25 protein-coding genes are annotated in these 23,773 nt (G+C 71.2%); 10 read left to right on the top strand and 15 right to left on the bottom strand.

Annotated elements, in window-relative coordinates:
• Window positions 1-13: 13 nt before the first annotated feature.
• From NYE39_RS01065 to NYE39_RS01035, 7 genes are read right to left on the bottom strand one after another with little or no spacing between them, the layout of a single operon-like run.
• Entirely contained in the window at window positions 14-730 is a 717-nt protein-coding gene (locus NYE39_RS01065) for an endonuclease/exonuclease/phosphatase family protein (RefSeq protein ID WP_341011643.1), read from the bottom strand.
• On the bottom strand, window positions 727-1,701 hold the full coding sequence (locus NYE39_RS01060; protein WP_341011641.1) for an ROK family glucokinase: 975 nt from the start codon (window positions 1,699-1,701) through the stop codon (window positions 727-729). The genes NYE39_RS01065 and NYE39_RS01060 overlap by 4 nt, the downstream gene beginning before the upstream one ends.
• Window positions 1,698-2,657 carry an ROK family glucokinase gene (locus tag NYE39_RS01055; RefSeq protein ID WP_341011640.1) on the bottom strand — a complete coding sequence of 320 codons (960 nt, stop codon included), beginning with the start codon at window positions 2,655-2,657 and terminating at the stop codon, window positions 1,698-1,700. The genes NYE39_RS01060 and NYE39_RS01055 overlap by 4 nt, the downstream gene beginning before the upstream one ends.
• On the bottom strand, window positions 2,654-2,974 hold the full coding sequence (locus tag NYE39_RS01050; RefSeq protein WP_341011639.1) for a hypothetical protein: 321 nt from the start codon (window positions 2,972-2,974) through the stop codon (window positions 2,654-2,656). The genes NYE39_RS01055 and NYE39_RS01050 overlap by 4 nt, the downstream gene beginning before the upstream one ends.
• Window positions 2,967-3,887, bottom strand: coding sequence for an ArsA family ATPase (locus NYE39_RS01045; protein ID WP_341011638.1), 921 nt, complete (start codon window positions 3,885-3,887; stop codon window positions 2,967-2,969). Before NYE39_RS01045 ends, NYE39_RS01050 begins: the two co-directional genes overlap by 8 nt.
• A 7-nt stretch (window positions 3,888-3,894) precedes the next feature.
• Complete coding sequence (locus tag NYE39_RS01040) at window positions 3,895-4,341, bottom strand: SRPBCC family protein (protein ID WP_341011637.1); 447 nt, start codon at window positions 4,339-4,341, stop codon at window positions 3,895-3,897.
• A gap of 10 nt (window positions 4,342-4,351) precedes the next feature.
• Window positions 4,352-4,711, bottom strand: a complete 360-nt coding sequence (locus tag NYE39_RS01035) for a hypothetical protein (protein ID WP_084450469.1) — start codon at window positions 4,709-4,711, stop codon at window positions 4,352-4,354.
• Between the two features lie 159 nt (window positions 4,712-4,870).
• Between NYE39_RS01035 and NYE39_RS01030 the strand changes: the two genes are divergently transcribed.
• Window positions 4,871-6,661 (top strand): AMP-dependent synthetase/ligase, encoded by a 1,791-nt coding sequence (locus NYE39_RS01030; protein ID WP_370543563.1) that lies wholly within the window; start codon window positions 4,871-4,873, stop codon window positions 6,659-6,661.
• 24 nt (window positions 6,662-6,685) lie between these two features.
• On the opposite strand, the gene NYE39_RS01025 is transcribed toward NYE39_RS01030, so the two are convergent.
• Both NYE39_RS01025 and NYE39_RS01020 read right to left on the bottom strand, forming a co-directional pair.
• A complete protein-coding gene (locus tag NYE39_RS01025; RefSeq protein ID WP_223277815.1) occupies window positions 6,686-6,955 on the bottom strand; it encodes a hypothetical protein in 270 nt (89 codons plus the stop codon).
• Between the two features lie 252 nt (window positions 6,956-7,207).
• Complete coding sequence (locus NYE39_RS01020) at window positions 7,208-8,245, bottom strand: DUF2332 domain-containing protein (RefSeq protein WP_341011636.1); 1,038 nt, start codon at window positions 8,243-8,245, stop codon at window positions 7,208-7,210.
• Window positions 8,246-8,308: 63 nt separating this feature from the next.
• Between NYE39_RS01020 and NYE39_RS01015 the strand changes: the two genes are divergently transcribed.
• Window positions 8,309-10,000, top strand: a complete 1,692-nt coding sequence (locus NYE39_RS01015; RefSeq protein WP_341011635.1) for a DEDD exonuclease domain-containing protein — start codon at window positions 8,309-8,311, stop codon at window positions 9,998-10,000.
• On the top strand, window positions 9,997-10,275 hold the full coding sequence (locus NYE39_RS01010) for an Lrp/AsnC family transcriptional regulator (RefSeq protein WP_072626174.1): 279 nt from the start codon (window positions 9,997-9,999) through the stop codon (window positions 10,273-10,275). The genes NYE39_RS01015 and NYE39_RS01010 overlap by 4 nt, the downstream gene beginning before the upstream one ends.
• Window positions 10,276-10,320: 45 nt before the next feature.
• Here NYE39_RS01010 and trpD read toward each other — a convergent pair whose 3' ends face one another.
• Entirely contained in the window at window positions 10,321-11,385 is a 1,065-nt protein-coding gene (trpD, locus tag NYE39_RS01005; protein ID WP_072624410.1) for an anthranilate phosphoribosyltransferase, read from the bottom strand.
• The gene (locus tag NYE39_RS01000; protein WP_072624409.1) at window positions 11,382-11,834 is read right to left on the bottom strand and encodes a response regulator; all 453 of its coding nucleotides are present in this window, start codon (window positions 11,832-11,834) and stop codon (window positions 11,382-11,384) included. Before NYE39_RS01000 ends, trpD begins: the two co-directional genes overlap by 4 nt.
• Before the next feature lie 147 nt (window positions 11,835-11,981).
• On the opposite strand from NYE39_RS01000, the gene ctaE reads away from it, so the two are divergent.
• The 6 genes from ctaE (at window position 11,982) to NYE39_RS00970 (ending at window position 18,058) form a co-directional block, all read left to right on the top strand.
• Window positions 11,982-12,587 carry an aa3-type cytochrome oxidase subunit III gene (gene ctaE, locus NYE39_RS00995; RefSeq protein ID WP_164513628.1) on the top strand — a complete coding sequence of 202 codons (606 nt, stop codon included), beginning with the start codon at window positions 11,982-11,984 and terminating at the stop codon, window positions 12,585-12,587.
• 56 nt (window positions 12,588-12,643) lie between these two features.
• The gene (gene qcrC / locus NYE39_RS00990) at window positions 12,644-13,426 is read left to right on the top strand and encodes a cytochrome bc1 complex diheme cytochrome c subunit (RefSeq protein ID WP_072624408.1); all 783 of its coding nucleotides are present in this window, start codon (window positions 12,644-12,646) and stop codon (window positions 13,424-13,426) included.
• Between the two features lie 40 nt (window positions 13,427-13,466).
• Complete coding sequence (gene qcrA / locus NYE39_RS00985; protein WP_341011634.1) at window positions 13,467-14,588, top strand: cytochrome bc1 complex Rieske iron-sulfur subunit; 1,122 nt, start codon at window positions 13,467-13,469, stop codon at window positions 14,586-14,588.
• Window positions 14,589-14,590: 2 nt separating this feature from the next.
• Window positions 14,591-16,294: a cytochrome bc1 complex cytochrome b subunit gene (gene qcrB / locus NYE39_RS00980; protein WP_341011633.1), complete on the top strand. Its 1,704-nt coding sequence runs from the start codon at window positions 14,591-14,593 to the stop codon at window positions 16,292-16,294.
• 115 nt (window positions 16,295-16,409) lie between these two features.
• Window positions 16,410-17,675 (top strand): multidrug effflux MFS transporter, encoded by a 1,266-nt coding sequence (locus tag NYE39_RS00975; RefSeq protein WP_341011632.1) that lies wholly within the window; start codon window positions 16,410-16,412, stop codon window positions 17,673-17,675.
• 2 nt (window positions 17,676-17,677) lie between these two features.
• Entirely contained in the window at window positions 17,678-18,058 is a 381-nt protein-coding gene (locus tag NYE39_RS00970; protein ID WP_341011631.1) for a metallopeptidase family protein, read from the top strand.
• Between the two features lie 21 nt (window positions 18,059-18,079).
• Here NYE39_RS00970 and NYE39_RS00965 read toward each other — a convergent pair whose 3' ends face one another.
• From NYE39_RS00965 to ctaC, 4 genes are all read right to left on the bottom strand, one after another.
• Window positions 18,080-19,288, bottom strand: coding sequence for a L,D-transpeptidase (locus tag NYE39_RS00965; RefSeq protein WP_341011630.1), 1,209 nt, complete (start codon window positions 19,286-19,288; stop codon window positions 18,080-18,082).
• Between the two features lie 120 nt (window positions 19,289-19,408).
• A complete protein-coding gene (locus NYE39_RS00960) occupies window positions 19,409-19,810 on the bottom strand; it encodes a cytochrome c oxidase subunit 4 (RefSeq protein ID WP_341011629.1) in 402 nt (133 codons plus the stop codon).
• Complete coding sequence (ctaD, locus tag NYE39_RS00955) at window positions 19,807-21,570, bottom strand: aa3-type cytochrome oxidase subunit I (protein ID WP_083546060.1); 1,764 nt, start codon at window positions 21,568-21,570, stop codon at window positions 19,807-19,809. The genes NYE39_RS00960 and ctaD overlap by 4 nt, the downstream gene beginning before the upstream one ends.
• Window positions 21,570-22,475, bottom strand: coding sequence for an aa3-type cytochrome oxidase subunit II (gene ctaC, locus NYE39_RS00950; protein WP_434966851.1), 906 nt, complete (start codon window positions 22,473-22,475; stop codon window positions 21,570-21,572). Before ctaC ends, ctaD begins: the two co-directional genes overlap by 1 nt.
• Before the next feature lie 103 nt (window positions 22,476-22,578).
• Between ctaC and NYE39_RS00945 the strand changes: the two genes are divergently transcribed.
• Window positions 22,579-23,772, top strand: coding sequence for an aminotransferase class V-fold PLP-dependent enzyme (locus tag NYE39_RS00945; RefSeq protein ID WP_341011628.1), 1,194 nt, complete (start codon window positions 22,579-22,581; stop codon window positions 23,770-23,772).
• Window position 23,773 lies beyond the last annotated feature (1 nt).

Here is a 23,773-nt window from a genome sequence, read left to right as displayed (position 1 = left end):
GCCGGCTCGTCCTTCAGCCGCTGACCGTGACCGGCGGCCCGGTCAGCGGCCCGGTCAGCGGCGCGGTCTCGACATCAACCCACACCGGTCGGTGGTCGGTGCCGGCCGTGAGGTCCTCCGCCACCCACGGCACGTCGCGGTGCGGCAGCACCCGCACGTCGGGCGTGGCGAAGACGACGTCGAGCACGTGCTCGGGCCGCCCGGAGGGGAAGGTCGGCTCGAGCGGGCTCACCGGCCGCATCGCCCCGCCGAAGAGCTGCCAGGCGGCCCCGTCGTCCTGCTCGTTGAGGTCACCGGCGAGCAGCGCCGGACCGGGCTGCGCGGCGAGGTGCGCCATGATCTCGCGGGCGTGCTCGAGGCGCTCGTCGCCGTCGAGCCCGAGGTGGACGCTGGCGACGGACACCGCCGTGCGGCCGAAGGGAGCCACCCGCGTCACCGCGAAGCCGCGCCGGTCGCGCCGGGTCCGGTACGGCAGTCGGTGGTGGGTCACGGAGACGACATTGGTGCGCAGGTGGGTCAGCACGCTCGTCTGCCCGGCGCGCTGGTCGCGCCCGGACCACACGAGCCCGCAGCGGCGGGCGAAGTCCGCGATCCGGTGGTCGACCGGCCCGATCCACGGCACCTCCTGCAGGCACAGCACGTCGGGGTCGATGGCCCGGACCGTGCGGGCGAGCGCCGCGACGTCGTCCTGCAGCGCACGCACGTTGTAGGAGGCGACGCGCAGGGTCACACCTGCTCCTCGGCCCCCAGTGCCGCCGCCCCGATGAGCCCCGCGTCCGGACCGAACCGCGCCGCGACGATGCTCGCCGCCGGGCGGTAGCCGCGGCCGGTCAGCTGGCGCGCGAAGGTGTCGCGGGCCGGGTCGAGCAGCAGGTCGCCGGCGGCACTCACGCCACCACCGATGACGAAGATCTCCGGGTCCAGCGCCGCGGCGAGGTTGGCGATGCCGACCCCGAGCCAGTGCCCGATCTCGGCGAGCAGCTCCACCGCCGTGGCGTCGCCGGCCTTGGCCGCCTCGGTGATCATCGGTCCGGTGAGTGAGGCCGGGTCGCCCCCCACGTGGGCGAGCAGGTCGGTGGCCATCGGGGAGTTGGCCATCGCCAGGCCCCGGGCCTCGCGCACCAGGGCATTGCCAGAGGAGTACTGCTCCCAACAGCCACGGTTGCCGCACTCGCAGCGCTGTCCACCCGGCACGACCTGCATGTGGCCGAACTCGCCGGCGATGCCGTAGCGACCGCGCACCAGGTGGCCCCCGACGATGATGGCGCCGCCGATGCCGGTGCCGAGGGTGATCATCACGGCGTGCGTCGCCCCGCGGGCGGCCCCGAAGCGGTGCTCGGCCCACAGGGCGGCGTTGGCGTCGTTGTCGATGGAGATCGGCAGGTCCAGGCGCTGGCCGAGGGCCTCGCGCAGCGGTTCGTTGCGCCACGACAGGTGGGGCGCGAAGACGACCGTCGAGCGATCGGCGGCGACGAAGCCGGCGGCCCCGACCCCCACGGTGCTCGGCGCCTCGACCTCGGCCTCGTCGGCGAGGCGGCGCAGCTCCTCGATGACCTCGACGATGGTGTCCTCGACGACGCGCGGCGCGTTGGACCGGTCGGGGGTGTCGCGTCGGGTGCGCACGAGGATGCGCCCGTCCGCGTCGAGGACACCGCCGGACACCTTGGTGCCGCCGATGTCGATGCCGATGCTCGTGGTCATGCGTGGGCCTCCCGGGCCAGGGTCGCGGCCCCGACGATGCCGGCGTCGTTGCCGAGGGTCGCCGGAACGATCTGCGGCGCGGGGCGGTGGCCCCGTCCGATGAGGTGTCGCGCGAAGGACGCGCGCGCCGGATCGATGAGCAGGTCCCCCGCGTCAGCGACGCCGCCGCCGACGACGACCAGACGTGGGTCGAGGACCGCGCAGATCGAGGCCAGGCCCTGCCCGAGCCGGGCACCGAGGTCCTCGAGCAGCTCGATGCTCGCCCCGTCGCCCTGCTGTGCCAGCTCGGTGACGTCCTGACCGGTGAGGGCCTCGGGGTCGCCGCCGCACCGCTCGCGCAGCGCGGCCCCGATGGGCGAAGGGGAGGTCACCAGCTCGCGCGCGGAGCGCACCAGGGCGGTGCCGGAGGCGAAGACCTCGAGGCAGCCGGAGTTGCCGCAGCCGCACCGCGGGCCGCTGGGGTCGAGGGCGACGTGGCCGATCTCGCCACCGATGCCGAAGGCCCCCTGCAGGAGCCGGTCGTCGACGATGCAGCCGCCGCCGACCCCGGTGCCGACGGTGACGAGCACCATGTCGTCGCAGTCGCGGCCGGCGCCGTGGCGGTACTCGCCCCAGGCGGCGGCGTTGGCGTCGTTGTCGACGACGACGTCACGCCCGACGAGCGCGCCGACCTCGTCGGCCAGGTCGAGGTCGCGCCAGGGCAGGTTGGGGGCGAACCACACGTGACCGCGCCGGGAGTCGACGAAGGCGGCACAGGCCATGCCGACCCCGACGACCTCGTCGGGGGCCTCCTGCTCGAGGGACCGCACGAGCCCGGCGGTCGCCTCGATGATCGCCGCGGTGTCGTCCGCGGGGGTGGCGACCTGCTGCCGCTGGGTGATCCGCCCGCGCTCGTCGACGAGCGCCCCGGCGATCTTGGTCCCGCCGATGTCGATGCCGATGGCCGTCGTGCTCATGCCCCGCTCACTCCTTCGTCGGCCGCACCGGCCTCGTCGTCGTGGACCTCGACCCGCTCCCCGCGGGAGCGCAGGGGGACGTGCGGGGGCGCCTCGTCGAGCTCGACCCCGAGCGCTCCGCTCACGGCCGCCGAGCCGAAGGCCGCCCGGGTGAGCGCCTCGGCGAGCAGGCTGGCACCGGTCATCGCCCGCCGCGTCGTCGCGTCGTCGAGCCGGCGCAGGTCCTCGCCGAGGCCCTCGACGTCGACCTCGGAGAGCACCTGCAGCAGCTGCACGACGACGTCCTCGGCGTCCGGTGTCTGCTCCTGGTCAGCCACGGGGCCACACCGCCTCGTCGGGGGTCATCGTCACGGTGAGGACCCCGCCGGCCACCCCCGCACGCTCGATCTCGCAACGCCGCAGGACCGACGGCAGCAGCACCCGGCGGCTGCGCCCGGCGCACCCGAGGACGAGCTCGTCGTCGTGCCGGACGAGGTCGAGGTCGGCCGCCCGCACGCCCGGCAGGTCGATCATCAGGTGCCAGGCGCCGCTGCCGTCGTCGAGCGGCTCGACGCGCGGCCCGTGGTCGGGGGCCGGGTCGGGCAGGTGCTCGACGCCCGCACCCCCGGGTGGGTGGACGGCGGTGAGCCGACGTCCCATCAGCGCGAGGAAGACCTCGGCGTCGGCTCGCCGGGCCGCGCCGACGGGGCCGGCGGGTGCGGCGAGGTGCAGGGCGGTCTGCGCCGGGTCGGCGAGCGCCGTGTCGAGAGCGTCGAGCAGGGCGGCTCCCTCGCGCAGCGCCGCGAGCACGGGGGCGTCGGGCTGTGGGAGCGTGCCGATGCCGTCGGGGGCCACGAGCACCTCCCAGCGCGCGATGACGGGGACGAAGGCGCTCATCGCTCGAGCCCCCCGCTGGGGTGCGTCGAGCAGTCGGGCGACCTCGACGTCGACCTCGACGACGATCTCGTGGCCGTCGGCCGCGGCCCGCTCGAGCTGGCGGGCCAGCCGCAGCAGCGCCGGCAGCTCGGCCGGCAGGATCCGCGCGATGAGGTCGGCGACGACGGGCGAAGGGAGGTCCAGTGCCGTGAGCAACCGGTCGAGGAGGTCCTCGACCGCCACGACGACCGGGTCGGGCGCGCCGTGCTGGGGCGCGGGTCGCACGACCGCGTGGTGCGGGGTCAGTGCGGCGAGCACCCGGGAGGCGACGTCGGGTCCGTGGTCACCGCCACCGACGACGAGGTGGGCGCGCACGGTCCTCTCAGGCCTCGGCGCGCTTCTTGAGGTCACGCAGCGCGGTGTCGACGATGACCTTCTCGGCCTTGCGCTTGAGCATGCCGAGCATCGGCACCTTGAGGTCGACGGTCAACTCGTAGATGACCTCGGTACCGCCGTCGGCCGTGGCGCTCAGCGTGTAGGAGCCGTCCATCGCCTTGAGCATCGTCGCCTCGACGAGGGTCCACGAGGCGACACCCTGACCGTCCTCGGCGACGTCCCACGTGTAGTCGAGGGTGTAGGTGTCCTGGATCGGGCCGGCGTCGAGGCTGAAGGAGGCGGTGTCGGGCCAGCCGTCGCCGTCCTCGGTGAGGATCTCGACCTGTCGGATCTCCTTGGCCCACTCCGGGTAGGCCTCGAGGTCGGCGATGATGTCGAGGACCTCGCCGGGCGAGGCGTCGACGACGGTGCTGGAGCGGGTGCTGTCGGCCATGCGGGCGAGACTATCGCGTGCGACCCTCGAGCCGGTCCTTGATGTGGTTGAGCCCGCTCTTCCACCGGCGCCGGTGCTCCCGAGACCACCGCGCGGCGCCGCGACCGTGCTCACCGTGGACGAAGTGGTGGACGATCGTGCCGCCGTGCCCGGCCTCCAGCCAGATCTCCATCCGCCCGACGACGTCGCCCTGCACGCGCCAGCGCACCCCCTTCGCCCCGCGGTCCTGCACGACCTCCCGGTGCAGCCCCGGCCACAGCCCGTCGAGCACCCCGGGGGCATCGAGCTCGGCCCGCACCACGTGCGGCGCGGCGCGGACGTAGGTCTCGTCGACGATGTCGACGAGGGGTACCTGACGACGCAGGAGCACGGAGGGTCCTTCCGGTGGCTCGGTCGTGGACGGGGGCGAGGAGAACAGTATGGCCACCGTCACGGGCACGACCTCCTGACGCGCCCGGTCGCGCGGGTAGGCTCCACGCGAGCCAGCCTCCCCGCAGGTGCAGCCGGACGGCGAACGAAGGAGATCCCCGTGAACGACAGCACGATGCCCCGCCTCATCGAGGGCAACCCCACCGACTCCCTGGCAGACCTGCCGGGCCGCAACGCGGACAAGGACCCGCAGCGGGTCGCCTTCAGCGTCAAGGAGTCGGGCGCGTGGCGTGACGTGACCGCCGCGCAGTTCAACCTCGAGGTGCGCGCCCTCGCCAAGGGCCTCATCGCCCAGGGTCTCGAGCCCGGCGACCGCCTCTCGATCATGGCCCGCACCCGCTACGAGTGGACCGTCCTCGACTTCGCGACCTGGGTCGCCGGCGGTGTGCCGGTGCCGATCTACGAGACGAGCTCCGCCGAGCAGGTCGAGTGGATCGTCAAGGACTCCGGCACCCGCTTCCTCGTCGTCGAGACGACCAAGCACGCCGCGGTCGCCGACGAGGCCCGCGCCAACCTCACCGGTCTCGACCAGGTCTTCATCATCGACAACGGCGACCTCGACACGATCGTCGCCGCCGGCTCGGACGTCACCGACGAGCAGCTCGAGGAGCGCATCGCCGGTCAGGATCGCGCGACCATCGCGACGATCATCTACACCTCGGGCACGACCGGTCGCCCCAAGGGCTGCGAGCTGACCCACGACAACTTCCTCGGCCTCACCGAGAACACCATCGCCAAGCTCGGCGATGTGCTCAACAAGGACGACGCGTCGACGCTGCTCTTCCTCCCCCTCGCGCACGTCTTCGCCCGCTTCATCGAGGTCCTCGCGGTCACCGCCGGCCGCCGGATGGGCCACAGCGCCGACATCGCCAACATCCTCGACGACTTCCAGGCCTTCCGGCCCACCTTCATCCTCGCCGTGCCGCGCGTCTTCGAGAAGATCTACAACAAGGCCAACGAGACCGCCGTCGCCGGAGGCAAGGGCAAGATCTTCGCCCGCGCCTCCGATGTCGCCATCGCCTGGTCCGAGGCCCAGGACACCGGCTCGGTCCCGCTGAAGATCAAGGTGCAGCACGCGGTCTTCGACAAGCTGGTCTACAGCACGCTGCGGGCCAAGATGGGCGACAAGGTCGAGTACGCCGTCTCCGGCGGCGCCCCGCTCGGCACCCGTCTGGGGCACTTCTTCCGCGGCATCGGCGTGACGATCCTCGAGGGCTACGGCCTCACCGAGACGACCGCCCCCGCGACGGTCAACATCCCGGGCAAGGTCAAGATCGGCACCGTCGGCCCGCCGCTGCCCGGCGTCTCGCTGCGCATCGCCGACGACGGCGAGGTCCTCATCAAGGGCGTCAACGTCCTGCACGGCTACCACGACAACGAGAAGGCCACCCTCGAGGCGCTCCAGGACGGGTGGTTCAGCACCGGTGACCTCGGCGAGCTCGACTCCGACGGCTACCTGAAGATCACCGGCCGCAAGAAGGAGATCCTCGTGACCGCGGGCGGCAAGAACGTCGCCCCCGGTGTCCTCGAGGACCGCCTGCGGGCGCACCCGCTCATCAGCCAGTGCCTCGTCGTCGGCGACGGCAAGCCCTTCATCGCCGCGCTCGTGACGATCGACGAGGAGATGCTGCCGGGCTGGGCCGCCAACAACGGCCTCGGCGCGCTGACCGTCGAGCAGGCCCGCACCAACGAGACCGTCCTGGCCGAGATCCAGGGCGCCGTCGACGAGGCCAACAAGGCCGTCTCCAAGGCCGAGTCGATCCGCAAGTTCTCGGTGCTGTCCGAGGACTTCACCGAGGACAACGGCACCCTCACCCCGTCGATGAAGCTCAAGCGCAACATCATCATGCGCGACTTCGAGGACGAGGTGGAGGCGCTCTACGGCAGCTGACCGACCGGCCGGCCGGTGCGCGGGTCAGCCCGCGTGCCGGCGCAGGTCGTCGTAGTCCGAACGAGGCTCGTGCACCGCACGGGCCTCGTTTGCCGTCTCGGCGCTCACCAGGCCCGCGGCGATGAGCCGCGAGACCACCTCGCGCTCGCGCCGGTCGAGCGGCAGCAGCTGTGGGTCCGGGTCAGCGAGGGTGGCCGGGCTCCCCAGCGCCGTCACCATGCAGTCGGCGCAGCCGACGTCCCGGACCGGGCAGGTGCCGCAGTCGATCGTCAGCGGCAGTGGTCGACGGGTCATGTCCGTCACCTCCTCGTCGTCGCCGGGTCCCTCCCGACACCGACCACGCTAGGAGCGACCCCCGACAGCCCTCCCGACGCGGGTGGTGAGTGGGACCGACGCGGGAGCGGGCGAAGGGTGGGGCGGCGACGTCAAGCCGAAGTCCGGCACGACAACAGGCGGCCGCAGGAGGACGAAGGGACTTCGGCAGTGTCGCCCCACCCTTCGTCCGCGACCAACCCGCCTCCCTTCGTCCGCTCGCGTGTCTCCGCGTCAGCAGACGGTGAGGCGGCGGCCGTGGCCGTGGGTCCAGCCGACGGCCGAGCCGTCGAGGCCGAGGCAGAAGTCGCTGCCCTCCCCCGCGCAGGTGGCGGTCGCGGTGACGTCGGGCAGCACGGAGGCGCCCTCGTTGGAGACCCAGTGGGCACGGCCGCCCGCGGCGCGGACGCGGGCGACGACGTCGTGGGCCAGCTGCTGCCACTGCCTCCGGCCCGCGTCGTCGAGGTAGGCGATGACCGCCGAGTGGAAGAGGACGAGGGTCGCGTCGGGTGCCTGGGACCGCGCCCGGTCGACGACCGCGTCGAGGTCGGCGAGCAGGTCGCCGCGGGTGATGTCGACGGGCGCGTCGGCGACCACCCGGCAGGCCGCGGCCAGCCGGGCCCGGCGGTCCTCGTGCTCCGGCCACACGAGCGTCTCGAGCCAGCGTGCCGTGTCCGGCACGGACAGGTCGAGCGGGTTGAGGTCGATGCCGCCGCGCCAGACGACCTCCGGGAGCGAAGGGGGGATCGCCGCCGGTCCACGCACGGTGCAGTCGAGGACGACCGGTGAGGGACCCGACGACGGGTCGACCCGGGCGACCTGCGCCCCGGCCTCGTCGAGGTAGCGGTAGGACCAGCGGTCCGGGTGCAGGCACAGGCCGGCGCTGGCACCGACCTCGAGGAGGGCCAGCGGGCCCTCCAGGCCTCCGAGCACCGGCAGCAGCGTCGCGCACCGAGCGACCTCGTTGGTCTGGGTGGACCGGGCGAGGATCGTCTCGCGCACCTGCGGCCACCGCGTCAGGAGGGTCTCGCGCAGGGCGCCCGGGTCGGCGTAGCCGGACGGCGTCACCGCACGGTGCCACCGGGCGGCCCCGAAGACGAGATTGGGCTGGCGCTTGGCGCTCGGCACCTGCTCGAGCAGGGCGAGGACCTCCGGGTCGTCGGCGACGCCGGCGGCCCACAGCTCGAAGGTGCGCGACTCCCCCTTCGCCTCCTGCTGGGCGAAGTGCCGGTAGAAGCCGACCACGTCCGCCAGGTCATCCATCGCGCGCATGTGGGCACCCTCCCACGCCGCGCCTCACGGACGTTGTCGGGGGCGGCACCTACGGTCGTCGGCATGGAGGTCGTCCAGGACAGGCTCGGTGATCTCGGCACACCGCTGGCCGAGGTCACCTTCGTCGTCGTCGACCTCGAGACGACGGGCGGGTCGGCCCGCGACTGCGGCATCACCGAGATCGGTGCGGTCAAGGTGCGCGGCGGCGAGGAGCTCGGCGAGCTGCAGACCTTCGTCAACCCCGGCGAGCCCATCCCGGCCTTCATCCAGTCGCTCACCGGCATCACCGACGCGATGGTCGCCGACGCACCCCGGGCCGGTGAGGCGGTCGCGAGCTTCCTCGAGTTCGCCCGCGGTGCGGTGCTCGTCGCGCACAACGCCGGCTTCGACATCGGCTTCCTCAAGGCGGCCTGCGCCGCCCACGACCTGCGCTGGCCCGGCCACACCGTCCTCGACACCGTGCGGCTGGCGCGGCAGGTCGTCTCCCGCGACGAGGTGGCCAACCACAAGCTGGGCACCCTCGCCCGTCACTTCGGCGCGAGCACGACACCCGACCACCGTGCCCTGCACGACGCCCGCGCGACCGTCGACGTGCTGCACGGCCTCATCGGGCGCCTCGGCTCGGTCGGGGTGCACACGCTCGAGGAGCTGAGCTCCTACACCTCCCGGGTCAGCGACGAGCTGCGCCGCAAGCGCCACCTCGCCGACGGGCTCCCGTCGGCACCCGGCGTCTACGTCTTCAAGGACGAGCGCGGCGAGCCGCTCTACGTCGGCACCTCCGTCGACATCCGCGCGCGGGCCCGCAGCTACTTCACCGCCTCCGAGCAGCGTCGGCGCATGGGCGAGATGGTGCGCCTGGCCACCGAGATCACCCCCATCGTGTGCGCGACGACGCTCGAGGCCCAGGTGCGCGAGCTGCGCCTCATCGCCGCCCACAAGCCGCGCTACAACCGCCGCTCGCGCCACCCCGAGCGGGCCTGGTGGCTCAAGCTCACCGACGAGACCTTCCCCCGGCTGTCGATCGTGCGCTCGGTCGGCCCCGACGACCTCGCCCATGCCGGCCCCTTCGGCACCCGCGGCTCGGCCGAGGAGGCCATGGCCGCGCTCCACGACGCCGTCCCCCTGCGCCAGTGCCTGGCCCGGCTCTCCCCACGACGTCCGACCTCGGCCTGCGCTCTCGCCGACATGGGCCGGTGCTCGGCGCCGTGCACCGGCGAGGTACCCGTCGAGGACTACGCGGTGACCGTCGCCGAGGCCGCCGCCGTGCTCGTCGGCGACTCCCGAGCCGCGGTCGCCGCGCTGCGCGAGCGGATGGCTGCGCTCTCCTCCCAGGAGCGCTTCGAGGAGGCCGGGGCCCTGCGCGATCGCCTGGCCGACCTCGTGCGCGCGGCCTCCCGCAGCCAGCGGGCCGCCCCGCTCGCCTCGACCGCCGAGCTGGTGGCCGCGCGGCGGACCGCCCGCGGCGGGTGGGACCTCGTGTGCGTGCGCCACGGCCGCCTCGCCGGCAGCTCCCACTCCCCCGTCGGCGCCGACCCGATGCCCTACGTCGCCGCGCTGCGGGCCAGCGCCGAGGTCGTTGCCCCGCCGACCGGCCCGGGCACCAGCGCACTGCCCGAGGAGACCGAGCTCGTCCTGCGCTGGCTCGAGGCCGAGGGCACCCGGCTGGTCGACATCGACGGCGAGTGGACCTGCCCGGTCGGGGGTGCCGCCGCGGCCCATCGCGAGCTGGCCCCTGCTCTAGGGTGGGCCTCGTGATCACCGCCATCGTCCTCATCCACGCCGACACCGCCCGCATCCCCGAGGTGGCCGAGACCGTCGCCGACCTCGACGGCGTGAGCGAGGTCTACTCCGTGGCGGGCGACGCCGACCTCATCGCGATGGTCCGCGTGCACGAGCACGAGGAGCTCGACGACGTCATCGCCGGCCGCCTCAACAAGGTCCCCGGCATCGTCGACACCTCGACACACATCGCGTTCCGCGCCTACAGCCGACACGACCTCGACGCCGCCTTCAGCATCGGCCTCGAGTAGTCAGGGACCGCAGCAGTCGGGCCCTCGAGCGATCCGGCAGGGGCGTCAGGCGCCCTGGCCCTCCGTGCGCGTGGCGCTCACCCAGCGCTGCAGCTGCTCGGCGGCCCGACCCGAGTCGAGGACGGCCTCGACCGTGTCCATGCCCGCCCGGATCGCAGCCACCGGGTCGCCGGGCTGCTCGTCGCCCTGCTGGGCCAGGCCGACCGCGGCGCCGGCGTTGAGCACGACGGCGTCACGGACCGGCCCCCGCTCCCCGGCGAGGAGCCGCCGCGCCACCTCGGCGTTGACGTCGGCATCGCCACCGCGCAGGGACTCCAGCGGGCTGCGGGTCAGGCCCAGCTCCTCGGGTGTCACGTGCACCTCGCGGACCTCGCCGCCGGCGACCCACCAGACGTGGGAGCCGTCGGCGACCGTCAGCTCGTCGAGCCCGTCGTCGCCGCGGAAGACCAGCGCCCGGGTACCGCGCTCGGCGAACACCCCGGCCATGAGCGGTGCGATCCGGGCGTCGGCCACGCCCACGACGGAGTAGGTCGGCCGGGACGGGTTGGTCATCGGGCCCAGGACGTTGAGGGCGGTGCCGATGCCCAGGTCACGACGCGGGACGGCGGTGTGGCGGAAGGACGGGTGGAAGGTCTGGGCGAAGCAGAAGGTGATGCCGGCCTCGTCGGCCACCCGGCCGACGTCCTGGGGGCTCAACGTCAGGTTGACCCCGAGGGACTCGAGCACGTCGGCGGAACCGGACTTGGACGACGCGGCGCGGTTGCCGTGCTTGACGACCCGCACCCCCGTCGCGGCGATGCAGATCGACGACATCGTCGAGATGTTGACCGTGCCGGCCATGTCGCCGCCGGTGCCGACGATGTCGAGGGTCGGGCCCGAGACCTCGATCGGCAGCGCGTGCTCCAACATGACGTCGGCCAGCGCCCGCAGCTCGGTCACGGTCTCCCCCTTCGCCCGCAGGGCCACGAGGAAGCCGGCGATCTGCGCCGGGGCGGCGTCGCCCGACATCATCTCGCGCATCGCCCACGAGGTCTCGTCGGACCCGAGGTCACGCCCCGACAGCAGCTGGGTGAGGACGCCCGACCAGGTGGGGGTGTCCGCCGCGCTCATCGGGCGGCCACGCCCCGGGCGAGATCGGCCACCGCGTCGGCGAGGGCGATCGCGTCGATGGGGTGGGAGACGGCAGCGTCGGCCATCGACCAGGTGGCGAGCCACCCGTCCTGGGGCCGCCCGGTGATGACGAGGACCGGGGGGCAGTCGTGGATCTCGGACTTGAGCTGACGGCACAGCCCCAGCCCGCCGAGCTTGGCCGCCTCGCCGTCGAGCACGAGCACGTCGACCTCACCGGCCTCGACGGCCTCGATGACGGCAGCCGGTGTGGCGCACTCGCGCCACGCGCTCACCTCGACGTCACGGGCCGGCCGGCGGCCCACCGCGGCGCGCACGGCGTCACGGGTGGTGATGTTGTCGCTGTACAGGAGCACCCGCACGGAGACGGAGGGGCCCTCTCCGGCAGAGGATGCCGGGGCGGAGGGGGTCGCTGACGAGGTACCGGTCATGCTCCAGAGCGTAGCGGTGAGCCACCCCACGAGACTCGCGGAGGGGGGTGGCGCACATGCGCTCGCAGTTGAGGACATAATGGGCCCGTGGCCACTGCAACCTCCCTGCCTTCAAACGTGTCCGGGCACACCGCCGCCGACCCCGCGATGGGTCCGGTCAGCCGCCCCAACATGGTGTCCGTCGGCACCATCGTCTGGCTGTCCAGCGAGCTGATGTTCTTCGCCGGGCTCTTCGCGATCTTCTTCACGGTCCGGTCGCTGCGCCCGGACCTGTGGGAGCACAACATCGAGCTGCTCAACGTCCCCTTCGCGGCCGCCAACACCCTGATCCTCGTGATCTCGTCGGTGTGGTGCCAGCTCGGTGTCCTCAAGGCGGAGCACGGGCAGAAGTCGCGGACCGGGTCACTGCTCAACGTCGCCGGCTGGGGCATGCGTGAGTGGTACGTCCTCACCTACATCTTCGGTGCGGTCTTCGTCTCCGGCCAGGTCCTCGAGTACGCCACCCTCGTCTCCGAGGGCGTGACGATCTCGACCGACTCCTGGTCCTCGATCTTCTACCTGACGACGGGCCTGCACGGCATCCACGTCACCGGTGGCCTCATCGCCTTCCTGCTGATCATCGGGCGGACCTACACGACGCGCACCTACAGCCACGCGCAGCAGACCGGTGCGGTCGTCACGTCCTACTACTGGCACTTCGTCGACGTCGTGTGGATCGCCCTCTTCGCCGCCATCTACCTCCTCGGCGCGTGATCGACGTGCGCCTCCCCCTGCCCCGTACCCGTCGTTCCCAGAGGAGCGGACCCTCCATGCCCACCCTCTCTCGCCGTCACCCCGCGGCGATCGCCCTGCTGATCATGCTCGGCCTCTTCGTCACCGGCACGGCCTATGCCGCCGTCGCCCCCCAGCAGACCGAGGCCACGGTCACCAGCTCCGACAGCGTCGCCAACGGCAAGAAGCTCTTCGTGGCCAACTGCGCGACCTGCCACGGCGCCAACGGCCTGGGCATCAAGGACGCCGGCCCGAGCCTCGCCGGTGTCGGTGCGGCGTCGGTCGACTTCCAGATGGGCACCGGCCGCATGCCGATGGCCGCCCCCGGCGTGCAGGCCCCCTCCGACATCAAGGTGAAGTTCACCGACGAGGAGATTTCGGACATCGCCGCCTACGTCTCCACCCTCGGCGCCGGCCCGTCCGTGCCCGACGCGGAATACACCGACGGCTCGAAGGGCGACCCGGGCAAGGGTGGCCAGATCTTCCGCGTCAACTGCGCCATGTGCCACAACAGCGCCGGCGCCGGTGGCGCCCTCACCCGCGGCAAGGACGCCCCCAAGGTCAACGACGTCTCCGGCAAGCACATCTACGAGGCCATGGTGACCGGCCCGCAGAGCATGCCCGTCTTCAACGACAAGAACCTCACCCCCGAGGACAAGCGCGACGTCATCGCCTACATCGAGGCGCAGCAGGAGGCCGGCAACCCCGGCGGCAACCCGCTCGGCAGCCTCGGCCCGGTGCCCGAGGGCCTCTTTGCCTGGACCGTCGGCCTGGGGCTCCTCGTGGGCTTCGCCGTCTGGCTCGGCCAGAAGTCCGCCTGACAGACCTGACAACTCGCCACACAGACAGGACCGACAACAGATGAGTGAGCACACCCCGACAGGGGCAACGCCGCAGGAGCCCTCCGGCTCCGAGCCGGTGCGCCTCGACCAGGGCCACGTGCAGGGCTCCGGTGGTATCCCGGAGCGGTTCAGCAACCCCGGGCTGCCGCCCCACGTGCTGCGCAACGCCGACCGTGACGACAAGGCAGCCAAGCGGGCCGAGCGTCAGGTGGCTGCGCTCTTCACGCTGTCGATCCTCGGCACGCTGCTCTTCGTCGTCTCGTACTTCATCGTCGACGTCGACGACACCGTGTGGGTGCCCTTCACCAACGAGATGAGCCTGGCCAACCTGCTCCTCGGCCTCGGACTGGCCTTCTCCCTCCTCGGCATCGGCCTCGGCGCGGTCCACTGGGCCAAGACGCTCATGCCCGACACCGAGGTCGTCGAGATGCGTCACCCGATGCGCTCCGCGGATGCGGACCGTCAGGCCTTCGTCGAGACGATGCTCGACGGCGCCGAGTCCTCGCAGCTGACGCGTCGTCCGCTGCTCAAGGCGACCTTCGCCGGGGCCATGGGCCTGTTCGCGCTCCCCCTCGTCGTCCAGCTCGTCGGCTCGCTCGGCCCGCTGCCCAAGAACGACCTCTCGGTCACCTTCTGGAACGGCGAGAAGGGCGAGGACGGCACCTACACGCCGAAGAAGCTGCGCCTGCACAAGGACCCCGAGGACACCCCGATCAAGCCGGGCGACGTCACCATCGGATCGGTCTTCCACATCCAGCCCGAGGGCCTGCTCGAGCGTCCTGACTTCCTCGACGAGATGAGCAAGGCCTCCGTCCTGCTCATGCGCCTGAACCCCGAGGACTTCCAGGACACCGACAAGGGCCGCAAGGCCCGCGAGTGGGGCTACCAGGGCATCGTCGCCTACTCCAAGGTGTGCACCCACGTCGGCTGCCCGGTCGGCCTCTACGAGCAGACGACGCACCACCTGCTCTGCCCCTGTCACCAGTCCACCTTCGACGTGACCAACGACTGCGAGGTGATCTTCGGTCCCGCCGGGCACCCCCTGCCGCAGCTGAAGATCACCGTCGACAGCGAGGGTTACCTCATCGCTGACCAGCCCTTCCAAGAGCCGGTCGGCCCGAGCTTCTGGGAGCGTGGTTGATCGTGACCGCCAATGCCCGTCCCGCAGACGGCCTGCGCACCGGTGACGCACCGGCAGGGCCCTCCTACTCCCCCAGGGTGAAGAAGGTCGGCGGCGTCGCCGGCTGGATCGACGACCGCACCGGTGCCGCCAAGGGCATCGGCTACCTCATGAAGAAGGTCTTCCCCGACCACTGGTCCTTCATGCTCGGCGAGATCGCCATGTACTCGATGATCGTGTGCATGCTGACCGGGGTCTTCCTGACCTTCTGGTTCGACCCGTCGATGGCGCACACCACCTACGAGGGCAGCTATGCGCCGCTCAAGGGTGTCGGCATGTCCCGCGCCTACGCGTCGACCCTCGACATCTCCTTCGACGTCAAGGGCGGTCTGCTGATCCGCCAGATCCACCACTGGTCGGCGCTGCTGTTCATCGTTGCTTTGTCGGTGCACATGCTGCGCGTGTTCTTCACCGGCGCCTTCCGCAAGCCCCGTGAGCTCAACTGGGTCATCGGCTGCGTCCTGTCCCTCCTCGCGCTCGTCGAGGGCTTCGCCGGCTACTCCCTCCCCGACGACCTGCTCTCGGGCACCGGCCTTCGCGCCGCCCAGGGCTTCATGGTCGCGGCGCCGGTCATCGGCAGCTACCTGAGCTACGCCCTCTTCGGTGGCACCTTCCCCGGTGACGACATCATCCCGCGCCTGTACTCCGTGCACATCCTGCTGCTGCCGGCGCTGCTCATCGCACTCTTCACGGTGCACATCGTCCTGGTGGCGCTGCAGAAGCACACGCAGTACCCCGGCCCCGGCAAGACCAACGACAACGTCGTCGGCTTCCCGGTCATGCCGGTCTACGCGGCCAAGGCCGGTGGCTTCTTCTTCATCGTCTTCGGTGGCATCGCCCTGATCTCGGCGCTGGTCCAGATCAACGCCGTGTGGGTCCACGGCCCCTACGAGCCCAACGCCACCACGGCCGGCGCCCAGCCGGACTGGTACATGGGCTTCCCCGACGGCGCGCTGCGTCTGCTGCCGGGCGGCATGGAGTTCGAGACCTTCGGCTTCACGTGGGCTTGGCCGGTCATCGTCGGTGCCCTGCTGGTCATCCCCGCCTTCTACGGCGGCATGATCGCCTACCCCTTCATCGAGGCCTGGGTCACCGGCGACAAGCGCGAGCACCACCTGCTGGACCGCCCGCGCAATGCCCCGACCCGCACCGCTCTCGGGATGGCCGCGCTGACGCTCTACGGCGTGCTGATGTTCGCCGCGAGCAACGACATCATCGCGATCAAGTTCGGGATGTCGATCAACGACATCACCCAGATCCTGCGCGTGCTCACCTTCGTGGGGCCGGTCATCGCCTTCTGGGCGACCCGCCGGATCTGCCTGAGCCTGCAGCGGCACGACCGTGACCTCGTCCTCCACGGACGCGAGACCGGGCGCATCCAGCGCGGTGCCGGCGGTGACTTCCACGAGGTCCACGAGCCCCTCGACGAGTACACCCGGTGGACCCTCGTCCAGCACGAGGCGCCGGCCCCGCTCGAGCTGGAGTCGGCCACCGACGCCAACGGCGTCGACAAGAAGGGCGCCCGCAAGCGCAAGCTGCGCGCCAAGCTGCACGACTTCTACTTCGGCGGTGCCGTCCAGCCGGTCACGCCCGCCGAGCTCGAGGCCGCGCACCACGACCACGGCCACGAGGCCATCGAGTCGGGAGACAAGGTCTCCACGCACTGACCTCGGTCAGCGCCACCGAAGGGCCCCGGAGGATCATCCCTCCGGGGCCCTTCGTCGTCCCGCACCATGACCCGGGACGAAGGGAGGATCCCCCCGGTGCGAGGATGGCCCGGAGATGCTCACCCGACCCGCCGCCGGTGCCCGCCACCCGCGCACCGCCCCGCTCGCCGTGACGACCGTCCTGCTGGCGCTCCTGGGCATGTTCGGTCCCTTCTCCATCGACACCCCCTTCCCCGCCTTCCAGGAGATGGGCGCCGACCTCGACGTCTCCGAGGCGTCGATGCAGCTCGTCGTCAGCGCCTACCTCGGCGCCTTCGCCGTGATGAGCCTCTTCCACGGACCGCTGAGCGACGCCGTCGGACGCAAGCCCGTCATGGTCACCGGTGCCGCCGTCTACGCCCTCGCGTCGATCGGGTGCGCCCTCGCGCCCTCCCTGCCGGTCCTGCTGGGCTTCCGGGTCCTGCAGGGCATGTCCGCGGGAGCCGGCACGATCATCTCGCGCACCGTCGTGCGCGATCTCTTCGAGGGGGCACGGGCCCAACGGCTGATGAGCACCATCGCGATGATCTTCGGCATCGGTCCGGCCCTGGCGCCGATCGTCGGGGGCTGGCTGCTCCTCCTCGGGCCCTGGCCGCTCGTCTTCTGGTTCCTCAGCCTCTTCGGCACGGTGATCGCGCTGTCGGTGCTCGTGCTGCTCCCCGAGAGCCACCCGCGTGAGCGACGCACTCCGCTCGACGTGCGGTCGATCGTCTCGGGTGTCGTCGACGTGGCGCGCATGCGGCACTTCCAGGTCCTGTCCGCTGCCTCCGCCTTCTCCTTCGCCGGGCAGTTCCTCTACATCGGTGCCGCACCGATCTTCGTCGTCACGCTGCTCGGCCAGGGACCTCAGGACTTCTGGGTCTTCTTCGTGCCGATGGTCGTCGGCATGGTGCTCGGCTCCTTCACCAACGGACGGCTCGCGGAGCGGGTCAGCGGGGACCGGCTCATCGTCGGCGGTCAGACCGTGGCCATGACCGGTGCCGTGGCCGGCGTGGCCCTCGCCGCCGTCCCCGCCACGGCCGCACTCCCCTGGGCCGTCGTCGGCCCGACGGCCATCGCCTTCGGCACCGGCATCTCGATGCCGGTCTACCAGCTCGCCCTGCTCGACGCCGTGCCGCACGCCCGAGGCACAGCCGCCTCGGTCTCAACCTTCCTCATGCTGATGCTCAATGCCACGCTCACCGGGCTCGTCGTCCCCGTCGCCGCGTCCTCGCTGCTGAGCCTGGCGCTGACGAGCCTGGGCCTGCTCTGCCTGGGGATCGTGCTCTTCCACGTGCACCGTCGGCACAGTCGCCCGGTGCGTGCGCAGCCCGTCATCCCACCCACACCGGAGGTGACCTGACCATGGTCGAGATCAGCGAGCACGACTTCGAGCTGGCCGTGCGCGACGCGCTCGACGAGGTCCCGCCGCAGCTGCTGGACCTGCTCGACAACGTGGCCTTCTTCGTCGAGGACGAGCCGGGACCGGAGCACGCCGATCCGGGGCTGTCCGACGAGGACAACGCCGAGCTGCTCGGGATCTACCTCGGCACCCCGCTCACCGAGCGCGACGGTGGCTGGGCCGGCTCGCTGCCGGACCCCATCGTGCTCTTCCGCGGGCCCTTGACGAGGATGTGCGATGACCTCGACGAGCTGCGCGAGGAGATCGCCGTCACCATCGTCCACGAGGCCGGCCACCACGTCGGTATCGACGAGGAGCGGCTGCACGAGCTCGGCTGGGGCTGAGCCCGCTCACCCGCTGCCCGGTCACGCCGTGGCGCTCTGCTCCTGCCACTGGCCGTAGGAGTACTGCCACACCCCGATCCCCTCGGTGGGCAGGAACTCCCGCCCCGAGCCGGTGAAGTCGACGGGGTCACCGGGCAGCGAGTTGTCGTAGAACCACTCGGCATTGCCCGGGGCCATGTTGACGCACCCGTGGGAGACGTTGGAGCTGCCCTGGGAGCCGACCGACCACGGGGCGGAGTGGACGAACTCGCCGGTCCAGGTCACCCGGACGTTGAAGTCGGTGTCGACCTTGTAATAGCCCGGCTCGCCCTTGTCGATCCCGATGGTCGAGGAGTCCATCGTCATCTCGCGCTGCTTGTTGATGACGACCTTCATGCCCGAACGCGTCTCGGTGTCCTTGCCGGGCTTGCCGCTGCTCACCGGGAAGGACTTGACCTGCTGGCCGCCCCGACTGACCGTCATCCGGTGGTTGGCGATGTCGACCTTGGCCATCTGCTCACGACCGATGGTCATCGTGCCGGAGTGGTCCTCGGCGACCCACTTGTCCTTGCCCGTCTGGAAGCCGGTGAGCGGTGCGTCGACGGTGACCTTGGTACCGGGGGCCCAGAAGTCCTTGGGGCGCCACATCAGCTGTCGATTGTCGAGCCACCCCCACGAGCCCTCGACCTGCGGGGTCGTCTTGACCGACACCGCCTCCTCGATGGCCTTGCGGTAGGAGGCCTCGGTGACCTCGGAGTCGAACTGGATGCTCACCGGCATAGCCACACCCACCGTCTGGCCGTCGTAGACGATCCCGTAGGTCGCCGTGACCTCCGGCTCGTGCGTGGTGAAGGTCGACTTCTGCGTGGAGGTGCCACCCTCGGGGCCCTCGGCGGTCACCGCCACCGTGTAGGTCGTGCCGGGCTTCATCCGCGAGCTCGACGTCCAGGTCTGCCCCTGGACCTCGCCCTCGACACTCGCCCCGCCCGGTGCGCTCACCCGCACCTCGTCGAGCGTGCCGCGCATGACCTGCACGCTGATCTCGTCGTCGGGCATGACGCCCTTGGCGCCCTTGCCGGGGTTGACCTTGACCTCGGCGGGGGGCAGGTCACGGGTCGTCGAGCTCGACGAGCTGCTGCGACCATCACTCGCCGACGGCGTGGCCGCGTCTCCCCCGGCGCAGGCGGCGAGGCCGAGAAGGGCGATGAGAGCGAGTGCGCAGATGCGCAGCGGTCGGATGATTCGACTCACGAGACGGTGCACCCCAGTGCATGACGCGGGTATCGGCCCGGTGCCGGTCACCCGACCCCGGACGTGCTGAAGGGGCCCCGGACCGATGTCCGTGGCCCCTTCGGCCGAGTGTACGCCCCGTCAGTGGGCGTGCTCACCCTTGTAGTACTCGAAGACCCAGCCGCACAGGGCCCAGACGCCGACGAGCGCACCGAAGGCCGAGACCCACAGGCCGACCGCGACACCGAGGAAGACCAGGGAGCCGGCGAGGGAGAGCCACAGCGGCCACCACGAGTAGGGCGCGAAGGTCCCGTAGGGGCCCTCGGCCTGCTCGATCTCGCCGTCCTCGTCGTCATCGGGACGCAAGGGCAGCTTGCGGGCGGTGTTCCACAGGAAGAAGGCGATCATGAAGCCCAGGCCCGCGGAGAGGAAGAGCGCCACCCAGCCGACCGGCTCGACCCAGTCGGTGACGATGCCGTAGCCGACGGCCACGGCGGCGAAGAAGACGCCGATGACGCTGAAGAGCTGGATCTCGGACTTCATCGGGTGCCCTCACCGTCAGTCGTGGAGGTCGTGGAGGTCGCCGACGTCACGGCCGCCGCACTCTGCTGGACGCGCGAGCGGATGGCTGCCGGGGCGTACTCGGGGTGGTTCATGTCGAAGGTCGGCCGCTCCGAGCGGATCGGCGGGATCGACGTGAAGTTGTGCCGCGGCGGCGGGCAGGAGGTCGCCCACTCGAGGCTGTTGCCGTATCCCCACGGGTCGTCGACCTCGACGAGCTTGCCCGTCATCTGCGTCTTCCAGACGTTGTAGAAGAAGGGCAGGAAGCTCACCGCGAGGATCAGCGAGCCGACCGTGGAAATCTGGTTGGCGAGCTGGAAGCGGTCCTCGGGCATGTAGTCCGCGTAGCGGCGGGGCATGCCCTCGACGCCCAGCCAGTGCTGGATGAGGAAGGTCATGTGGAAGCCGATGAACAGCAGCCAGAAGTGGATCTTGCCCAGGCCCTCGTCGAGCATCTTGCCGGTGAACTTGGGCCACCAGAAGTACATGCCGGCGAAGAAGGAGAAGACGATCGTGCCGAAGAGCACGTAGTGGAAGTGCGCGACGATGAAGTAGGTGTCGGTGATGTGGAAGTCCAGCGCCGGGCTGGCCATGATCACACCGGTCAGACCACCGAAGAGGAAGGTCACGAGGAAGCCGATCGTCCAGATCATCGGCGTGTCGAAGACGAGCTTGCCGCCCCACATCGTGCCGATCCAGTTGAAGAACTTCACACCGGTCGGCACCGAGATCGCCATCGTCATGATCGCGAAGAAGGGCAGGAAGATCTGGCCCGTGCCGTACATGTGGTGGGCCCAGACCGAGACGGACAGCGCCGCGATGGCGATCGTCGCGAAGACGAGCGTCTTGTAGCCGAAGATCGGCTTGCGGGAGAAGACCGGCAGGATCTCGGAGGCGACGCCGAAGAAGGGCAGCGCCAGGACGTAGACCTCGGGGTGGCCGAAGAACCAGAAGAGGTGCTGCCAGAGCAGTGCTCCACCGCTCTCCGCAGCGAAGATCTGACCGCCCCAGGCACGGTCGACGCCGAGGCCGATGAGGGCCGCCGCGAGGACCGGGAAGGCCATGAGGATCAGGATCGAGGTGATCAGGACGGTCCAGGTGAAGATCGGCATCCGGAACATCGTCATGCCGGGCGCGCGCATGCAGATGATCGTGGTGATGAAGTTGACGCCACCGAGGATCGTGCCGAAGCCGCTGAGGGCCAGACCCCAGACCCACAGGTCGCCACCGACGCCGGGGCTGTAGGTCGGGTCGGACAGCGGGGTGTAGGCGGTCCAGCCGAAGGAGGCCGCGCCACCGGGGGTGAACAGGCCCGCACCGGCGATGAGGCCGCCGAAGAGGTAGAGCCAGTAGGCGAACATGTTCAGTCGCGGGAAGGCGACGTCAGGGGCACCGATCTGCAGCGGCATGAGCGCGTTGGCGAAGCCGGCGAAGGCGGGCGTCGCGAACAGCAGCAGCATGATCGTGCCGTGCATGGTGAACATCTCGTTGAACTGCTCGGGGTTGTCCACCACCTGCAGGCCGGGGGCCCACAGCTCGAGCCGGATGACGAGCGCCATGAGGCCTCCGAGGAGGAACCAGATGAAGCTCGTGATCATGTAGAGGTTGCCGATGACCTTGTGGTCGGTCGTCGTGATGTGCCGGAAGAACTGGGATCCGGCCTTTTCACGGCGGGCGATGGTGCGCTCGGAGAGCTCGGTCTCCGAGGTGTTCCTGGCGAGTGCGCCGGATGCGGTTGACATCAGTTCTCCTCGGAGGTGCGGGCGGCGTCGTCCTCGGGCAGCAGGTCGCGGTCGCGCTCGAGGATCTCCTCGCGGTTGAGGCCGTTGTCGAGCAGACCGGTCTGGCCCTTGTCCTCGAGCTCCTGCATGTGGGCGTCGTACTCGTCGCGCTCGACGACCTTGACGTTGAAGAGCATCTGCGAGTGGTAGGCGCCGCACAGCTCGGCGCACTTGCCCTGGAAGGTCCCGGTCTGGTTGGGGGTGACCTGGAAGCGGTTGACCATGCCCGGGTTGACGTCCATCTTCTCGAGGAAGGCGGGCACCCAGAAGGAGTGGATGACGTCGCGGGAGGTCAGGACGAACTCGACGCGCTCACCGACCGGCAGGTAGAGGGTCGGCAGCTTTTCTTCAGCGCCCTCCTTGCCGTCGAGCTCGGCCATCTGGCCGGCCTCGTGGACGTCGTCGTCGACGTAGTTGAAGTCCCAGCTCCACTGCTTGGCCGCGATGTTGATCGTGGTGTCGGGCTCCTGGGAGACGTCCTGCAGCTTGGTCGTGGCGTCCTGGGTGTAGTAGAAGAGCGCACCCACCATCAGCATGGGGACCACGGTGTAGAGGATCTCCAGCGGGACGTTGTACTGCAGCTGGACCGGCAGCGAGCCGTCGTCGTCCTTGCGGCGACGGTAGGCGGCCATGCACCACAGGATCAGGCCCCAGACGAGGACGCCGACGGCGAGTGCCGCGACCCAGGCCCAGATCCAGAGGTTCTCGACGAGCGCGGCCTCCTCGGTGATCCCCTCAGGGAGGTAACCGTTCTTGGGGTCGGTGTTGACACCGACCGCGCTGCACGCGGACAGGGCCACGACGGCAATGACGAGTCCGATGGCACCGATTCCGCGGCGTGTACGCCGGGAGGGGCTCGAAGACACAGGCAAGGGGCACCTACTACTGGTCCGAAGTTTTCAGAAGACGAAGGTCACGTTACCGCAGGTCAGGTGCCCCGCAGGCGAAGGGGGGCACTAGCCTCGATGCGTGGCGCGACACAGTGATTCGGTCCAGCAGGACCCCGCGGTGACGACCCCCGCGAGCGGGGTCGACGGTCTCCTCGACGCGACCCCCGGACCACTTCTGCCGCAGGCCCTGCAGACCCTCGTCGCGGCCCAGGACATGGCGTGGGCCGACCCCACGTCGCGGCACGCCGCCGGGCGCCGCAGCAGGAGTCTGCTCGACCGTGCCCGCTCCGTGCTGGCCGACGGCCTCGGCGTGCGTCCCGACGAGGTGAGCTTCCACGCCAGCGGCGACCAGGCGGCCCGGGCCGGGCTGGCTCTCCTCGCCCGGGGCCGCCGACGCCTCACCGCTCCCCCGGTCGCCTCCGCCGTCGAGCACTCGGCCCTCCTGCGCTGGCTCCGCGCCGGCGACACCCCGGCGACGGAGGTCTCGGTGGGGCCCACCGGCGCCGTCGACGTCGCGGCCTGGGACGACGCGATCGGGGGCGGGACCCCCTTCGCCGTCCTGCAGGCCGCCAACCAGGAGGTCGGGACCCGGCAGCCGCTCGCCGCCGCCCGCGCGGTGACCCGTGGACGCGAGGTGCCCCTGCTCGTCGATGCCCGCGCCGCGCTGGGCCGTGACGACGTCCCGAAAGACTTCGACGTGCTCGTCGGCGACGCGACGACCTGGGGCGGCCCGCGTCTCGGCGTGCTCGTCGTGCGCACCGGCACCCGGGTGGCCCCGCACCACCCCCCGAGCCCCCACGAGGGCGGCCTCGCGCTCGACCCGGTCCACGTCCCCACGGCCCTCGCGGCCGCCGAGGCCTGGCAGCAGACCGCTGCCGCCCGGCCGGCCGAGGAGGCGTCGGCGCGTCACCTCGTCGCCCGCATCCGGGAGGTGGCCGGGGCGATCCCCCAGGTCGACGTCGTCGGCGACCCCGACGACCGGCTGCCGCACGTGTGCACCTTCAGCGTCCTCTACGTCGCCGGCGAGACGATCGTCGACGAGCTGGCCCGGCGCGACCTGTCGGTGGCCTCCGGCTCCGCGTGCACGGCCGACACGCTCGAGCCGAGCCACGTCCTCGCGGCGATGGGTGCCCTGACCCAGGGCAATGTGCGCATCACCCTCCCGCTCGCTGCGGTCTCCCCCGCCCGCGAGGCGGCCGTCGAGCGGCTCTGCGCCGCCCTGCCCGAGGTCGTGGCCGACTGCCGCGCGCGACTCGGCATCACCGACCTGTGAC

It is taken from the genome of Janibacter sp. FSL W8-0316 (assembly GCF_038004165.1).
Lineage (GTDB): Bacteria > Actinomycetota > Actinomycetes > Actinomycetales > Dermatophilaceae > Janibacter > Janibacter indicus.
This window is presented reverse-complemented; position numbering and strand designations above follow the sequence as displayed.

Bases quoted from the DNA above. Each gene is read 5' to 3' on its own strand.
- NYE39_RS01060 (WP_341011641.1), bottom strand. From the start codon at position 1,701: ATGACCACGAGCATCGGCATCGACATCGGCGGCACCAAGGTGTCCGGC.
- NYE39_RS01055 (WP_341011640.1), bottom strand. From the start codon at position 2,657: ATGAGCACGACGGCCATCGGCATCGACATCGGCGGGACCAAGATCGCC.
- NYE39_RS01040 (WP_341011637.1), bottom strand. From the start codon at position 4,341: ATGGCCGACAGCACCCGCTCCAGCACCGTCGTCGACGCCTCGCCCGGC.
- NYE39_RS01025 (WP_223277815.1), bottom strand. From the start codon at position 6,955: ATGACCCGTCGACCACTGCCGCTGACGATCGACTGCGGCACCTGCCCG.
- NYE39_RS01020 (WP_341011636.1), bottom strand. From the start codon at position 8,245: ATGCGCGCGATGGATGACCTGGCGGACGTGGTCGGCTTCTACCGGCAC.
- NYE39_RS01015 (WP_341011635.1), top strand. From the start codon at position 8,309: ATGGAGGTCGTCCAGGACAGGCTCGGTGATCTCGGCACACCGCTGGCC.
- trpD (WP_072624410.1), bottom strand. From the start codon at position 11,385: ATGAGCGCGGCGGACACCCCCACCTGGTCGGGCGTCCTCACCCAGCTG.
- NYE39_RS01000 (WP_072624409.1), bottom strand. From the start codon at position 11,834: ATGACCGGTACCTCGTCAGCGACCCCCTCCGCCCCGGCATCCTCTGCC.
- ctaE (WP_164513628.1), top strand. From the start codon at position 11,982: ATGGGTCCGGTCAGCCGCCCCAACATGGTGTCCGTCGGCACCATCGTC.
- qcrC (WP_072624408.1), top strand. From the start codon at position 12,644: ATGCCCACCCTCTCTCGCCGTCACCCCGCGGCGATCGCCCTGCTGATC.
- qcrA (WP_341011634.1), top strand. From the start codon at position 13,467: ATGAGTGAGCACACCCCGACAGGGGCAACGCCGCAGGAGCCCTCCGGC.
- NYE39_RS00975 (WP_341011632.1), top strand. From the start codon at position 16,410: ATGCTCACCCGACCCGCCGCCGGTGCCCGCCACCCGCGCACCGCCCCG.
- NYE39_RS00970 (WP_341011631.1), top strand. From the start codon at position 17,678: ATGGTCGAGATCAGCGAGCACGACTTCGAGCTGGCCGTGCGCGACGCG.
- NYE39_RS00960 (WP_341011629.1), bottom strand. From the start codon at position 19,810: ATGAAGTCCGAGATCCAGCTCTTCAGCGTCATCGGCGTCTTCTTCGCC.
- ctaD (WP_083546060.1), bottom strand. From the start codon at position 21,570: ATGTCAACCGCATCCGGCGCACTCGCCAGGAACACCTCGGAGACCGAG.